Origin of the sequence: Pseudomonas sp. IT-347P (assembly GCF_949768005.1) — a bacterium.
In the GTDB taxonomy this organism is placed as follows: Bacteria; Pseudomonadota; Gammaproteobacteria; order Pseudomonadales; family Pseudomonadaceae; genus Aquipseudomonas.
Window position 1 is genome coordinate 562,862 of sequence record NZ_CATKPQ010000022.1, and the last position, 14,382, is coordinate 577,243.

Here is a 14,382-nt window from a genome sequence, read left to right on the forward strand (position 1 = left end):
ATGCAAGACGTCGTAATTGTTGCCGCCACGCGTACCGCGATCGGCAGTTTCCAGGGTTCCCTGGCCAGCGTGTCCGCGGTGGATCTGGGCGCGGCGGTGATCCGCCAGTTGCTCGAGCAGACCGGTCTGGACGGTGCGCAGGTCGATGAAGTGATCATGGGCCAGGTCCTCACGGCCGGCGCCGGCCAGAACCCGGCGCGTCAAGCGGCGATCAAGGCCGGCCTGCCCCACGCCGTACCCGCCATGACTCTGAACAAGGTGTGCGGCTCGGGCCTCAAAGCCCTGCACCTCGGTGCGCAGGCGATCCGTTGCGGCGACGCTGACGTGATCATCGCCGGTGGCCAGGAAAACATGAGCCTGTCCAACTACGTCATGCCGGGCGCACGCACCGGTCTGCGCATGGGCCACGCACAAATCGTCGACACCATGATCAGTGATGGCCTGTGGGATGCGTTCAACGATTACCACATGGGCATCACTGCCGAGAATCTGGTCGATAAATACGAGATCAGCCGAGAGCAGCAAGATGCTTTTGCCGCCGCTTCCCAGCAGAAAGCCGCCGCTGCGATTGAAGCCGGTCGCTTTGTCGATGAGATCACCCCGATCCTGATTCCACAGCGCAAGGGCGATCCGGTCGCGTTCAAGGTCGATGAACAGCCACGTGGCGACACCACTGCCGAATCCCTGGCGAAACTGCGCCCGGCATTCAAAAAGGACGGCAGCGTCACCGCTGGCAACGCCTCGTCGCTGAACGACGGCGCCGCCGCGGTGATTCTGATGAGCGCAGAAAAAGCCAAATCCCTCGGCCTGCCCGTCCTGGCGAAAATCGCCGCCTACGCGAACGCTGGCGTTGACCCGGCGATCATGGGCATTGGTCCGGTATCGGCGACCCGCCGTTGCCTCGACAAGGCCGGCTGGAACATCGGCCAGCTCGACCTGATCGAAGCCAACGAAGCCTTCGCTGCGCAATCGCTGGCGGTGGCCAAGGATCTGCAATGGGATCTGGACAAGGTCAACGTCAACGGCGGCGCCATCGCGTTGGGCCATCCGATCGGTGCATCGGGTTGCCGTGTGCTGGTGACGCTGCTGCATGAAATGATCAAGCGTGATGCGAAAAAGGGTCTGGCGACCCTGTGCATCGGCGGCGGTCAGGGTGTGGCGCTGGCGCTGGAACGCGCTTAAACATCGAGTTCAACGGCGGGCGGCGGATCCACGACATCCACCGCTGGCTGGCAAAAAACACCCGGTGCGACTTGCGTTGCACCGGGTGTTTTTTGCCCATTCGAAATGTGCTTTGAATATTCCGGCCCCTTCGCGAGCAAGCTCGCTCCCACAAGGGAACGCATTTCAAAATGTGGGAGCGAGCTTGCTCGCGAAGAGGCCAGCCCGGCCAGCGAAAAATCTAAGGTTTTCGCAGTAGATACGTATCCATGATCCACCCATGCTCCGCCCGCGCCGCCTTGCGCACCCGCTCGATTTCATCGGCGACATCCGCCAGCCTGCCACTGATCAGAATCTCATCCGGCGTGCCCAGATACGCACCCCAGTAAATCTCGGTTTGCTGATCGGCCACTCGGTGATAGGAATCCTCAGCATCGAGCATCACCACCACACTGTCCGCATCACTCACCTGCCCTGCCGCCAGACGCCGCCCGGTAGTGATTTCAATGGAACGACCGATGGTGTTCAGCGGCACCTTGTGCTGCGCCGCCAACGCCTGAACGCTGGTGATCCCCGGAATAACCTCAAACTGGAAGGCACACGCGCCCGACGCCAGTATCGCCTGGAGGATGCGCACGGTGCTGTCGTACAACGCCGGGTCTCCCCATACCAGGAAACCGCCGCACTGGCCGTCAGACAATTCGTCGTTGATCAGCCGCTCGAAGGTTTTCTGCTTGGCGCGGTTCAAGTCATCGACACTGGTTGTGTAGTCGACGTCGCCACGTTCGCGTTCCGGGCTGTGGGCCTCGACGAAGCGATAGTCGGGGTCGTCGATGTAGCGTTCACAGATCTCTCGGCGCAGGTCGATCAGCTTGCCCTTGCTCTGGCCTTTGTCCATCAGAAAGAACACATCGACCCGATTCAGCGCCTTCACCGCCTGCATCGTGATGTAGTCGGGATTACCGGCACCGATGCCGATCACCAGCAGTTGTTTCATCACAAAGCTCCTTTAAGGCACAGGCGCCAGCGCCCGGTGTAGCGCAGTTCGAGCATCGACAACGGTTCGACATCGATGTCGTGAAACGCCGAACCGCGCATCACGTGGATCAGTGCGGCGCGGATGACAAACGGGTGCGTCACCGCTACTACATGCTCCGGTGTGCCTTGCAGGCTGGACAACCACGTCGCCACGCGCTCGCTCAACTGCAACACCGACTCACCGCCGTGGGGAGTGGCTTGGGGGTCTTCGAGCCAGGCGTGCAGCGCTTCTGCTTCCGAGGCTTGCAGGGCCTTGATCGACTTCCCGTGCCAGCGCCCCCAGTCACAATCACGCAGCGCCTCATCAACCTGCGCGTCCGCGCCAAACCACGCCGCTGTCTGGCGCGTGCGCAACTCCGGCGCGCAAATCAAGCGGCGCGCGGCGTCAAAACGCTCCGTCAATCCGTCCGACGCTAGCCCGCTACTTTCAACAGGTTCATTCGTAGGAAAACACGCCAATTTCTGTGCGACGGTTCGCGCATGGCAAATCAATGTCAAACGAGTGGTCTGCACAGGAATCGCTCCGGTAGGCCTGCATGAAAATCAACGGCACCAAGCCGTTCTGTTAGCAATTGTGCCGTAAACCGAGGGCTGCGGAACTGTTAGATGGCTCCGGCAAGTGCGGAAAAAAGCAGAAATACGGCAATCTCTGACATCCTCGTGGGCGATGGACTACAAGCCCTGTCGAATTCCGTGTAGCCCTTGTTACACGGGCACCTTGCCCTGTTGTGGGGCCTTTTCAACACGCTGAAAAATTCACTAGACATGTAACGCCAGTTACATAAATACTGTTTTAACGGATTATGAAGCGAATTCGACACCCTCTCATCCAGCAGGAGCCCGGATGCCCCCTCTCAGAGACCTGATCACCGATCCCGGCCTGGATCTTACGCCGTCGGAGCGCAAAGTCGTTCGCGCCTTGCTTGATCAGTATCCACGCAACGGTCTAGGACCGATGGCGCGTCTGGCCGAACATGCCGGCGTCAGCGATCCGACCATTGTGCGGCTGGTGAAAAAACTCGGTTTCGGCGGTTATGCCGAATTCCAGGATGCCCTGCTCAGCGATATGGACCACCGCCTGCGCTCGCCGCGCACGCTGTTGCAACCGCGCGCCCATCAGCACAAGGACGACGCCTGGAGCCACTATCTGGGCGACAGTCATCGCCTGCTGGTCGAAACGCAATCGCTGACCCAACCCGAAGACGTGCGCATTCTCACCGACTGGCTGCTCGATGCCCGGCATCAGGTGTACTGCTTCGGCGGGCGCTTCAGCAGTCTGATGGCGACTTATCTGCTCAATCACCTGCGCCTGCTGCGCCCCGGTTGCTTTGCGCTGGAAGACAACGCGCAACTGCCCGATCGCCTGTTCGACCTGCAACGCCAGGACGTGGTGTTGCTGTTCGACTATCGCCGCTATCAGACTCAGGCCCTGCGGGTCGCCAGCGCGGCCAAAAACAACAATGCCCGCGTGGTGCTGTTCACCGACATCTATGCCTCGCCGCTGCGCGAACTGGCGGACCTGATCATCAGCGCCCCGGTGGAATCGGCCTCGCCGTTCGACACCATGGTGCCGGCGCTGGCCCAGGTCGAAGCACTGATCGCCTGCCTGACCTTGCGCACCGAAAACCTCGCCGATCGCCTGGAAGGCATCGATGCCCTGCGCAACGACTTCAACACCCACCTGCTGGAGGAAAAATAAGGATGTTCAGCCTTCCCCACCGCTCGCCGCGGGACCTGCCGTTTGTCACCGATCACACCGCACTGTTGCTGGTGGACATGCAGCGTGCCTGGCTTGAGCCGCAGTTCGACGCGCACCTCAACGGGCCTGACGCCGAATATTTCCTGACCCGCGCACACATGCAGGTGGTGCCCAACCAACGTCGTCTGCTCAGCGCTTTTCGCGAAGCGCGGCAGAACGTGCTGCACACCATTATCGAAAGCCTCACCGCCGATGGTCGCGACCGTTCGCTCGACCACAAACTCTCGGACATGCACCTGCCCAAAGGCAGCGTGCAGGCGCGGATCATTGAAGACCTGAGCCCGGTGGAAAACGAAATCGTCCTGCCGAAGACCTCGTCCGGGGTGTTCAACTCGACCAACATCGACTACGTGCTGCGCAACCTCGAAACCCGGCACCTGATCATCGCCGGCATCGTCACCGACCAATGCGTCGACATGGCCGTGCGTGACGCCGCCGACCGCGGCTATCTGGTCACCCTGGTGGAAGATGCCTGCGCCACCTACAGCGCCGAACGCCATCACGCCTGCCTGAATGCGATCAAGGGTTACTGCTGGATCACCGACACTGACAGCGTACTCGCCCGCCTGCAGGAGATGCGGCCATGAGCGCGCGCCTGACACCGTTGCCGATGACCACGCTGGTCACCACCGACCTTATCGGTATCACCCGGGGCCGCTCGTTTCCCACCGATGAGCTGGAACATTATCAAGCTGCCGGTTGCGGCTGGGTGCCAGCCAACAGCGCGCTGACGCCGCAGGACATCATTGCTTCGACCAATCCGTGGGGTGCCTATGGCGACCTGCGGTTGATTCCCGATCTGAGCAGCCGGGTCACCGTCGGCAACGGTCCGGACGACAATGCGCCGGCGCTGGATTTCATCCACGGCGATATCCGCGAGATCGATGGTCGCCCGTGGGGCGCCTGCCCGCGCACGTTATTGCGCGACGAGATCGAGCGTTATCGCGATGAGCTGGGTTTGCAGGTCAACGCCGCGTTCGAACATGAATTCAACCTGCACGCCGGTTTCGCCGAGCACCTGGCGTTTTCCCTCGAAGCCCAGCGTCAGGGTGCCGAATTCGGCGGCTGGCTGCTCAGTGCCCTGCGTGCCGGCGGTGTCGAGCCGGAAATGTTCCTGCCCGAATACGGCAAGCACCAATACGAAATCACCTGCCGCCCGGCGGTAGGCGTGGCGGCGGCCGATCGCGCCGTCAACGTGCGTGAGATCAGCCGCGAGATCGCCCGACAAATGGGTCTGGATCTGAGCTTTGCCCCGAAGACCGCCGCCGACGCGGTGTGCAACGGCGTGCATCTACACGTCAGCCTGCTCGATCTGGCCGGCCAGCCAATGCTCTACGACGCCGGCACCAGCAACGGCCTGTCGAGTCTCGGCCAGCATTGGGCGGCGGGGATTCTGCATTACTTGCCGGCACTGTGTGCATTCACCGCGCCGACACCGGTGTCATACGAGCGCTTGCAGCCGCATCACTGGAGCGCGTCCTACGCCTGTCTAGGCCAACAGAACCGCGAGGCGGCGCTGCGCATCTGCCCGACCGTGAGCCTCGGCGGCAAGTCCGTTGCCCAGCAGTTCAACCTCGAATTCCGCGCCATGGACGCCACCGCCTCGCCGCATCTGGCCATGGCTGCGCTGTTGATCGCCGGACGGCTGGGCATCGAGCAACGCCTGGCGCTGAACGCGATCACCAATGAAATTCCCGATTCACTCAACGACGAGCAACGCCAGGCCCGGGGCATCGTCGCCCTGCCCGCCTCGCTGGCCCAGGCGCTGGATTGCCTGCGCAACAGTGGCGCCTTCAGCGAATGGCTGCCCAAGCCGCTGCTCGACACCTACTACGCCCTTAAAACCGAGGAACTGGCGCTGACGGAACAGCTCTCGCCCGCTGACTTGTGTGAGCACTATGCACGCCTGTACTGAATCCGCCGAGCTGGGGTTGTACACCCGACCGGTCTACAACCTGAGCCGCGCCGACTCGACGCACCCGTTGATTCTGGTGTGCGAGCACGCCAGCCGTTACATCCCCGAAGCCCTGAACAATCTGGGCCTGGACGAAGCCGCCGCGGCTGAACACATCGCCTGGGACATTGGTGCGCTGCAACTGGCCGAGCAGTTATCGGAGCGGCTCGGCGCAACCCTGTTGAGCGCCAATTATTCGCGCCTGCTGATCGATCTGAACCGGCCACGTCATGCCTCGGACAGCATTCCGGCGCAGAGCGAAATCTATCAGGTGCCGGGCAACCGCGAGCTGGACGAAGCCACCCGCGAATACCGCCGCCAGACTTTGTTCAAACCGTTCCACGCACGCTTGCAGACCTTGATCGACGAGCGTGTAGCCCAAGGCCAAGCGGTGCGCGTGGTAGGGGTTCACAGTTTCACCCCGGTGTATTACGGCCAGCCGCGACCGCTGGAAGCCGGCGTGTTGTTCGGTCAGGCCAAGGCCTACGCGCAACGCCTGCTCGACGGCCTCGGCAAGCATCCGCTGAAAGTGGCCGGCAATCAGCCGTACAAGATCGATCCGCTGGGCGACATGACCGTGCCGGTGCATGGCGATGCGCGAGGCCTGGAGTCGGTGCTGATCGAGGTGCGCAACGACTTGCTGCGCAGCCCCGAAGCGGTATCGCGCTGGGCCGGCTACCTCGCGCCATTGCTGTAATGAAAGACTGCTGACGCTGTAAACGATGGACCGATATAACAACTAAAAACGACCGACTGGCTGACAAGGAGTTGCGCTTCATGGAAATTGAAGAATTCGGCTACAAGCAAGAGTTGAAACGTAGCCTGACGCTGACCGATCTGGTGGTGTACGGGATGATCTTCATGATCCCCATCGCCCCGTTCGGTGTGTATGGCTACGTCAACGCCGAGGCACCGGGGATGGTGCCGCTGGCGTACGTCATCGGCATGGTGGCGATGCTGTTCACCGCGCTGAGCTACGGCAGCATGGCCAAGGCCTTTCCGATTGCAGGCTCCGTATATTCCTATGTGCAACGCGGCCTCAATCAGCATGTCGGCTTCATCGCCGGTTGGCTGATGTTGCTCGATTACCTGCTGATTCCGCCGCTGCTTTACGTCTACGCGGCGATGGCGCTCAATCATTTGTACCCGGACATCCCGAAAGTCGGTTTCATTCTGGCGTTCCTGGTCAGCGCGACCTTCGTCAACCTGCGCGGCATCACCTTCACTGCACGGATGAACATCATCTTCCTGCTCGCGCAACTGGTGGTGCTGGGGATTTTCCTGTTCTACGCGTGGAATGCCCTGCACAACGGTGGCGGTAACGGCGAGCTGACCCTGGCGCCGCTGTATCACCCGGAAACCTTCAACTTCGCCCTGCTGATGCAAGCGGTGTCGATTGCGGTGCTGTCGTTCCTTGGCTTCGATGCCATTTCGACGCTCGCCGAAGAAATCAAGGGTGATCCGGGCAAAAGCGTCGGCAAAGCTGCGTTGATCACCTTGATCGTCATGGGCGTAATTTTCGTTGCACAAACCTGGATTGCCACCGATCTGGCAGCCGGCATGGGTTTCAAATCCGCCGACACCGCGTTCTATGAAATCGCCGAAATCGCCGCCGGTAGCTGGCTGGCGACCCTGACCGCTGTCGCGACGGCACTGGCCTGGGGCGTGGCCGTGGCCATCACCTCGCAAGCGGCGGTTTCGCGCCTGCTGTTCGGCATGGCCCGCGATGGCAAGCTGCCGAAAGTGCTGGCCAAAGTGCATCCGAAACACAACACGCCGTACCTGAGCATTTATCTGGTGGCGGTGCTGTCGCTGGTGATCTGCTACCTGTTCATCAACTCGGTCGACACCCTGACCTCGCTGGTCAACTTCGGCGCGCTGAGCGGCTTCATGCTGCTGCACCTGACAGTGATCAACTACTACTGGCGTCGGCAAAAGTCCGGTCAGGTCGTGCGGCACCTGATCTGCCCGGTGGTCGGCTTCATCATCGTCGCGGCCATCATGTACAACATGGGCGTCGATGCGCAGAAACTCGGCCTGATCTGGATTGCTCTGGGTCTGGTGTACCTGTTCTTCCTCAACAAGCTCGGCGCCAATACCGCGCTGCCTGACCCGAGCAACGGCTGACAAGAAAAAGAGCGGCGTCTGACAACAAATCAGGCGACCGCCGATTTATCGCGTGGAAACCGACAGTGATAGTCAGGTTCGGCGACATCGCCAAACCTTTTGATACAGGAGTACATCCATGCTGGTCTTACGCCCAGTCGAACAGATTGACCTGCCCCAGCTCCAACAATTGGCCCGCGACAGTCTGGTGGGCGTGACCTCCCTGCCGGACGACAGCGACCGCCTGCGCGAAAAAATCGCCGCTTCCTGCGCCTCGTTCGCCAGCGCTGCAGAAGCTAACGGCCCGGAGAACTACTTCTTCGTGCTGGAGGACCTCGACAGCCAACGGCTGGTCGGCTGCTCGGAGATTCTCGCGACGGCCGGTTTCGACGAGCCGTTCTACAGCTTGCGCAACCGCCATTTCACCAGCGCGTCGCGCGAGCTGAACATTGAACACGGCGTGCCGGCGCTGTCGCTGTGTCACGACCTCAGCGGCCACACGCTGCTGCGCGGCTTTCACATCGATGCCGGGTTGGTGCGTACGCCGTTTTCCGAATTGTTGTCGCGGGCGCGTCTGTTGTTCATCGCCGCCCACGCGCCGCGCTTCGCCGAGGCGGTGATTACCGAAATCGTCGGCTACAGCGACGAGGCAGGTCATTCACCGTTCTGGGATGCGCTGGGCAAACACTTCTTCGACCTGCCCTACGTGGAAGCCGAACGCCTGTGCGGGCTGCAGAGCCGCACCTTCCTCGCCGAACTGATGCCGCAATACCCGATCTACGTGCCGATGCTGCCGCAAGCCGCGCAAGACTGCATCGGTCGCATCCATCCCGATGGTCAGGAAGCGTTCGACATTCTTGAGCGTGAAGGCTTCGAAACCAACAGCTATATCGACCTGTTCGATGCTGGCCCGACTCTGTATGCGCGCACCGCCAACATTCGCTCGATCGCCCGCAGCCAGATTGCAACGGTGCAGCAACAGCCACAAATCGATGCCCGTGGCCGTTATCTGCTGAGCAATGACGCGCTCCACGGCTTCCGGTCGATCATCGCCGAACTCGATTACCAGCCCGATCAACCGCTGTCCCTCACCCCTGCAATGTGTGCGGCGCTGAACGTGACCGATGGCAGCCCGATCCGGTTGATTGCCCTGTGAAACCCGCGCGGTTGCGCAGCCAACGACAGTGCCCGAACAGGCGCGCAGAAGGAGTTACAGCATGATTGTCCGCCCGGTCAAAGTCAGCGACCTGCCAGCCTTGATGACGCTGGTGCAACAGGCCGGCCCGGGGTTCACCACCCTGCCGGCCAACGAAGATCGCCTGTCCCACCGGGTCCGCTGGGCGCAACGGGCGTTCGCCGAACAGGTGGAACGGGCTGACGCGGACTATCTGTTTGTGCTCGAAGACGACGACATGCGCGTGGTCGGCGTCAGTGCCCTGGCCGGGGCCGTGGGTCTGCGCGAGCCGTGGTACAACTATCGGGTCGGGTTGACCGTGAGTTCGGCGCCGGATCTGGGCATTCAACGGCAGATCCCGACGCTGTTTCTCAACAACGAACTCACCGGCCAGTCGGAGCTGTGCTCGCTGTTTCTCGGCCATGATCAGCGCCACGGCAGCAATGGTCGCCTGCTGTCGCTGGGACGCTTGCTGTTCGTTGCCGAATTTCCGCACCTGTTCGGCGAGAAGATGATCGCCGAACTGCGCGGCAGTGCGGATGAACACGGTTGTTCGCCGTTCTGGGACAGTCTCGGCCGGCATTTCTTCCAAATGGACTTCAGCCATGCCGACCACTTGTCCGGGCTTGGCAACAAATCGTTCATCGCCGAACTGATGCCGCGCCAGCCGCTGTACACCTGCCTGCTCACCGAGCAAGCCCAGGCGGCAATCGGCCAGGCGCACCCGAATACCGAGCCGGCGCTGAAAATCCTTCAGGCTGAGGGTTTCACCCACAACGGCTACATCGACATCTTCGACGGCGGCCCTGTGATCGAAGCCCCGGTGCGCTCGATCCGCACCGTGCGCGAGAGCGTCGAGCTGACCCTGAGCCTCGGCAGCCCTGACGAACAGGCACCCCTGTGGCTGATTCACAACCGGCGCCTGGAAAACTGCCGCATCACCGTCGCCCGCGCCCGCCGGGTCGGCAGCAGCCTGATGATCGACCGCCTCACCGCCAAGCGCCTGCAACTGCAACCGGGCAATTCTGTGCGCGCGGTGATGTTGCCCAATCAACAGCAACAGGCGGTGGCGGCCTGACGGTCAGCACCGCAAAAAGGTAAATCCTTTCAGCAAAAGGGTCCGCGACAACCTGTCCCTTGCAAATTCGTCATGATCCTTGGCCCATTCGCGTGATAGCCTTTTCATTCTTCGGCGTTGACACCTTTGTTCAAGCCTTCCATTCCTTTGTATTGGTGGAACTCGTATGACCCGGCTTTCCCATCAAGATTTGCGCCGTAATTTCCGTCAACTGCTGGCCTCTAACACCTGCTACCACACGGCTTCGGTGTTCGACCCGATGTCCGCGCGCATTGCCGCTGACCTGGGCTTTGAAGTGGGCATCCTCGGCGGTTCCGTGGCCTCGTTGCAGGTGCTTGGCGCCCCGGACTTTGCCCTGATCACCCTCAGCGAGTTCGCCGAACAGGCCACCCGCATCGGCCGCGTCGCCCAATTGCCAGTGATCGCCGACGCCGACCACGGCTATGGCAACGCCCTCAACGTGATGCGCACCATCGTTGAACTGGAACGCGCCGGCGTCGCCGCCCTGACCATCGAAGACACCTTGCTGCCGGCACAATTCGGCCGCAAATCCACCGATCTGATCACCGTTGCCGAGGGCGTCGGCAAGATCCGCGCGGCGTTGGAAGCCCGGGTTGATACGGAAATGGCGATCATCGCCCGTACCAATGCCGGCATTCTGCCGAATCAGGAAATCATCAGCCGCACTCGCCAGTATCAGGCGGCCGGGGCTGACGGCATTTGCATGGTCGGGATTCAGGATTTCGATCAACTTGAACAAATCGCCGAACACCTGACCGTACCGCTGATGCTGGTGACCTACGGCAACCCGGCGCTGCGCGATGACAAACGTCTGGCCGAACTGGGTGTGCGCGTGACCATCGATGGCCATGGCGCCTACTTTGCGGCGATCAAAGCGACGTACGACAGCCTGCGTGAACAGCGGCAGATCTTCACCCAGGCGTCGGACCTGAGCGCGACCGAGTTGACGCACACCTATACCCAGCCGGAGGAATACATTCTCTGGGCCAAGGAATACATGAGCGTCAAGGAGTGATGCACACGCTTCACCGGCCCCTTCGCGAGCAAGCTCGCTCCCACATTTGATCGGTGTCGAACACGAATATTGTGTTCACCCAAGATCCACTGTGGGAGCGAGCCTGCTCGCGAAGGCGTCTGCCGCTACAGCGCTAAACCGGCGTCTTGTAAGCCTCTTCCCGCTGCACCGCCCGCGCCTGAATCACATTCAGAATCGCACAGCCCTCGCGCATCAACAGATACCAACTTTTCCCACAAAAGCCCCTCACCCTAGCCCTCTCCCAGAGGGAGAGGGAACTGATTGGGGGATGCTCGGGAGCTACGCCGACTTGTGACACCGCGCTGAATCCGATTTTGAATTCAAAATTGATCTTTCAGGCCGCCGTATTCATCACTAACAACGCGGTCAGTTCCCTCTCCCTCCGGGAGAGGGTTAGGGTGAGGGCAAATGCACCTGACACCCCACCCGCATCAGTCACGCCACAAACCCACTCACCGCGGCTTGGCCAACTCCATAATCATCCGCGACAACAAATAAATCCGCGGCGCCACGCTCGCCACTTCGGCGTATTCCTCCGGCGTGTGAATATTGCCGCCAACAATCCCGAAACCATCCAGCGTCGGCGTGCCGACCCCGGCGGACAAACTGGCATCTGCCGCGCCACCACTGCCCTCCTCGGTCAACTTGCGGCCAATCTCGCCGTAAATCCCCTGGGCCATGGCCATCAGACGGTCCGACTCAGGCGTCTGCGGCATCGGTGGCAAGCCGCGCTGCAACGAAGTCTTCACTTCAGTTTCAGGAATCAGCTTGTCCTGCGACACCCGCGCCAGGTCCTTCTCGATCCGGTCAAACTCCTCCGGCACCGCCGCGCGCACGTCCGCCTTGGCCGTGGCTTGATCGGGAATCACGTTGGTGCGGTCACCGGCCTTGAGCACGGTGAAGTTAATGGTGGTTTTCTTCGCCTCATCACCAAGTTTGCCCAACTGAAGAATCTGGTGCGCCGCTTCCATCGCCGCGTTGCGCCCCAGTTCCGGGGCGACGCCAGCGTGTGCGGCTTTGCCCTTGACCTCGACCAGCGCCGTCGCACTGCCCTTGCGCCAGACCACCAGCCCATCGGCCGGGCGGCCCGGCTCCAGATTGAGGGTCACGTCGTGCTGTTTGGCGGTTTTCTTGATCAGGTCGGTGGCGACGTCCGAACCGGTTTCTTCGCTGGCGTCGAGCAGGAAGGTGATTTGCGCGTAGTCCTTGAAGTCGAGGTTTTTCAGGACTTTCAGCGCATAGATCCCGGCGACGATGCCACCCTTGTCATCCATCACCCCCGGCCCGTAAGCGCGGCCATCCTTGATGTGGAACGGCCGCTCGGCCGCCGAACCTTCCTTGAACACCGTGTCCATGTGCGCCATCAGCAGGATTTTCGCCTTGCCGGTGCCTTTCAGCGTGGCCAGTACATGGTTGGATTTTTCCGGTGTGTTCGGTACCAGTTCGATGGTGGCGCCGAGTTTTTTCAGCTCATCGATGGCGATGTCGCTGACTTGCTTGAGGCCCGGTTCATAACCGGAACCGGAGTCGATATTGACCAGCCGCTCCAGCAATTTCAGGGCTTCTGGCTGGTATTGCTCGGCGTCGGCGAGTACTTGTTTATGCGGTTCGGCGAAGGCGTGTGCTGTGGAGAAGGCGAGAGACAGGCCGAGGCTGGCGGCCAGCAGGGAGCGAGAAAATGAGCACGTCATGAAGCGGTCCTTGTTTCGCGTCTGGGGGGATTTAAACGTACCCGACATTGGCGCGAGGCTCTACACCGAATGCGACACTGATCTAACAGACACACACAAACCCCTGTGGGAGCGAGCTTGCTCGCGAAAGCGGTGGATCAGTCAACATTGATATCGTCTGGCAGGACGCCTTCGCGAGCAAGCTCGCTCCCACAGGGGGTGTGTGGTGTAGCGGTCAAACCGAATCCAGCAATGGCAGCCGCGGCTTGTCATCGCAGTTGCAGATCACCCGGTTACGCCCGCTCGCCTTGGCCTCGTACAACGCCTGATCGGCATCGTTGAGCCAGCGCGTGGCGTCGGCATGCGCCGGATCGTATGCCGCCAGGCCAATACTCAAGCTGACCTTCAACGCCGGGTTCTGCTCATAACCCAGAATCGCAAAGCGCTCGCGCAGTGCTTCCATGGCTTGCGCGGCGTTGAACAGCGGCAGATCCGGCAAAATCACACAAAACTCATCACCGCCATAGCGCCCGGCAACGTCTGTCGCCCGCAAGTTTTGTTTAAGTAACTTGCTCAACTGCCGCAACACGATGTCGCCCGCAACGTGGCCGTAGGTGTCGTTGATCGCTTTGAAGTGATCGATGTCGATCAACGCAATCGCCGCGCCCTGTTTCTGCCGTTTGCAACGCTGAAAGGCAATCTCCAGTTGATCCTTCCAGGCGCCATGATTGAGTAGCCCGGTGAGGCTGTCGGTGCGGCTCAGGGCAAGCAATTCGCGTTTATGCAGACCGAGGGTGTAGGCCTGGCGAAAGCAGATCCAACCCAGCGCCAACGGGTACAGCAGCAATAACGGAAAACAGGCGTACATTTGCGCAGGCGTGGTCGGCGGAACGAATGCCGGCGCAAACACCACCAGCCCGACGCCGACCCCGAGCAACTGCGCCGCCGAGCCTGCCAATAGAAAGCGTGAACCACCGATCGCGACATTGTTCATTGCCATCATCGAAATGGTCGTCGCCGTGGGCAGCGGATTGAAATGCATGGCGGCAAGCCAAAAGCCGCCGAAAAAGGCGTCGATCAACAGATTGCGGTGTTCAGCGTGGTAAGGAACCCGGGCGCGGCGCGCCCATTGAAACGCCAGATGCGGCCAGACCAGGCCATTGAAGAACATCAGTGCCCAGACCCACAGCGGCGGATCGAGCGAGTACATCGCCACGCTCACGCACACGAGCCCCAGAATCAACCCGAGGACGCGCGACGTATAAAGCCTCCTGGCTAATGAAAGTCCCTTTCCTCCCGTGTTTCCCATAAGGACCTCGATCACGCACACCGCAGGACGGACGTGATGGGAGTCTATCAGGGCAACGTTAAATAGCCATCACCGG

13 protein-coding genes are annotated in these 14,382 nt (G+C 61.1%); 9 read left to right on the forward strand and 4 right to left on the reverse strand.

Annotated elements, in window-relative coordinates; all coding sequences use genetic code 11:
- Positions 1-1,182 carry an acetyl-CoA C-acetyltransferase gene (locus ACM6IV_RS11330; protein ID WP_414870037.1) on the forward strand — a complete coding sequence of 394 codons (1,182 nt, stop codon included), beginning with the start codon at positions 1-3 and terminating at the stop codon, positions 1,180-1,182.
- Between the two features lie 220 nt (positions 1,183-1,402).
- Here the strand turns inward: ACM6IV_RS11330 and cobF are convergent, their stop codons facing one another.
- Complete coding sequence (cobF, locus tag ACM6IV_RS11335) at positions 1,403-2,158, reverse strand: precorrin-6A synthase (deacetylating) (protein WP_414870038.1); 756 nt, start codon at positions 2,156-2,158, stop codon at positions 1,403-1,405.
- A complete protein-coding gene (locus tag ACM6IV_RS11340; protein ID WP_414870039.1) occupies positions 2,158-2,712 on the reverse strand; it encodes a histidine phosphatase family protein in 555 nt (184 codons plus the stop codon). Before ACM6IV_RS11340 ends, cobF begins: the two co-directional genes overlap by 1 nt.
- A 331-nt stretch (positions 2,713-3,043) precedes the next feature.
- Here ACM6IV_RS11340 and ACM6IV_RS11345 point away from each other — a divergent pair, with 331 nt between their 5' ends.
- The 8 genes from ACM6IV_RS11345 to ACM6IV_RS11380 all read left to right on the forward strand — a co-directional run bounded on the left by ACM6IV_RS11345 (position 3,044) and on the right by ACM6IV_RS11380 (position 11,306).
- On the forward strand, positions 3,044-3,898 hold the full coding sequence (locus ACM6IV_RS11345) for a MurR/RpiR family transcriptional regulator (protein WP_414870040.1): 855 nt from the start codon (positions 3,044-3,046) through the stop codon (positions 3,896-3,898).
- Between the two features lie 2 nt (positions 3,899-3,900).
- Entirely contained in the window at positions 3,901-4,545 is a 645-nt protein-coding gene (locus ACM6IV_RS11350; protein ID WP_414870041.1) for an isochorismatase family cysteine hydrolase, read from the forward strand.
- Complete coding sequence (locus tag ACM6IV_RS11355) at positions 4,542-5,873, forward strand: glutamine synthetase (protein ID WP_414870042.1); 1,332 nt, start codon at positions 4,542-4,544, stop codon at positions 5,871-5,873. Before ACM6IV_RS11350 ends, ACM6IV_RS11355 begins: the two co-directional genes overlap by 4 nt.
- On the forward strand, positions 5,857-6,609 hold the full coding sequence (locus ACM6IV_RS11360; protein WP_414870043.1) for an N-formylglutamate amidohydrolase: 753 nt from the start codon (positions 5,857-5,859) through the stop codon (positions 6,607-6,609). Before ACM6IV_RS11355 ends, ACM6IV_RS11360 begins: the two co-directional genes overlap by 17 nt.
- Positions 6,610-6,689: 80 nt before the next feature.
- Positions 6,690-8,039 carry an APC family permease gene (locus ACM6IV_RS11365; protein WP_414870044.1) on the forward strand — a complete coding sequence of 450 codons (1,350 nt, stop codon included), beginning with the start codon at positions 6,690-6,692 and terminating at the stop codon, positions 8,037-8,039.
- 118 nt (positions 8,040-8,157) lie between these two features.
- Positions 8,158-9,174 carry an arginine N-succinyltransferase gene (locus ACM6IV_RS11370; RefSeq protein WP_414870045.1) on the forward strand — a complete coding sequence of 339 codons (1,017 nt, stop codon included), beginning with the start codon at positions 8,158-8,160 and terminating at the stop codon, positions 9,172-9,174.
- A gap of 61 nt (positions 9,175-9,235) precedes the next feature.
- Positions 9,236-10,270, forward strand: a complete 1,035-nt coding sequence (astA, locus tag ACM6IV_RS11375; protein WP_414870046.1) for an arginine N-succinyltransferase — start codon at positions 9,236-9,238, stop codon at positions 10,268-10,270.
- Positions 10,271-10,436: 166 nt separating this feature from the next.
- On the forward strand, positions 10,437-11,306 hold the full coding sequence (locus tag ACM6IV_RS11380; RefSeq protein ID WP_212622453.1) for an isocitrate lyase/PEP mutase family protein: 870 nt from the start codon (positions 10,437-10,439) through the stop codon (positions 11,304-11,306).
- 473 nt (positions 11,307-11,779) lie between these two features.
- Here ACM6IV_RS11380 and ACM6IV_RS11385 read toward each other — a convergent pair whose 3' ends face one another.
- The gene (locus ACM6IV_RS11385; RefSeq protein WP_414870047.1) at positions 11,780-13,018 is read right to left on the reverse strand and encodes a M20/M25/M40 family metallo-hydrolase; all 1,239 of its coding nucleotides are present in this window, start codon (positions 13,016-13,018) and stop codon (positions 11,780-11,782) included.
- Positions 13,019-13,232: 214 nt separating this feature from the next.
- A complete protein-coding gene (locus tag ACM6IV_RS11390; protein ID WP_414870048.1) occupies positions 13,233-14,306 on the reverse strand; it encodes a diguanylate cyclase in 1,074 nt (357 codons plus the stop codon).
- Positions 14,307-14,382: the final 76 nt, after the last annotated feature.

Bases quoted from the DNA above. Each gene is read 5' to 3' on its own strand.
- ACM6IV_RS11330 (WP_414870037.1), top strand. From the start codon at position 1: ATGCAAGACGTCGTAATTGTTGCCGCCACGCGTACCGCGATCGGCAGT.
- cobF (WP_414870038.1), bottom strand. From the start codon at position 2,158: ATGAAACAACTGCTGGTGATCGGCATCGGTGCCGGTAATCCCGACTAC.
- ACM6IV_RS11345 (WP_414870040.1), top strand. From the start codon at position 3,044: ATGCCCCCTCTCAGAGACCTGATCACCGATCCCGGCCTGGATCTTACG.
- ACM6IV_RS11350 (WP_414870041.1), top strand. From the start codon at position 3,901: ATGTTCAGCCTTCCCCACCGCTCGCCGCGGGACCTGCCGTTTGTCACC.
- ACM6IV_RS11355 (WP_414870042.1), top strand. From the start codon at position 4,542: ATGAGCGCGCGCCTGACACCGTTGCCGATGACCACGCTGGTCACCACC.
- ACM6IV_RS11360 (WP_414870043.1), top strand. From the start codon at position 5,857: ATGCACGCCTGTACTGAATCCGCCGAGCTGGGGTTGTACACCCGACCG.
- ACM6IV_RS11365 (WP_414870044.1), top strand. From the start codon at position 6,690: ATGGAAATTGAAGAATTCGGCTACAAGCAAGAGTTGAAACGTAGCCTG.
- ACM6IV_RS11370 (WP_414870045.1), top strand. From the start codon at position 8,158: ATGCTGGTCTTACGCCCAGTCGAACAGATTGACCTGCCCCAGCTCCAA.
- astA (WP_414870046.1), top strand. From the start codon at position 9,236: ATGATTGTCCGCCCGGTCAAAGTCAGCGACCTGCCAGCCTTGATGACG.
- ACM6IV_RS11380 (WP_212622453.1), top strand. From the start codon at position 10,437: ATGACCCGGCTTTCCCATCAAGATTTGCGCCGTAATTTCCGTCAACTG.
- ACM6IV_RS11385 (WP_414870047.1), bottom strand. From the start codon at position 13,018: ATGACGTGCTCATTTTCTCGCTCCCTGCTGGCCGCCAGCCTCGGCCTG.
- ACM6IV_RS11390 (WP_414870048.1), bottom strand. From the start codon at position 14,306: ATGGGAAACACGGGAGGAAAGGGACTTTCATTAGCCAGGAGGCTTTAT.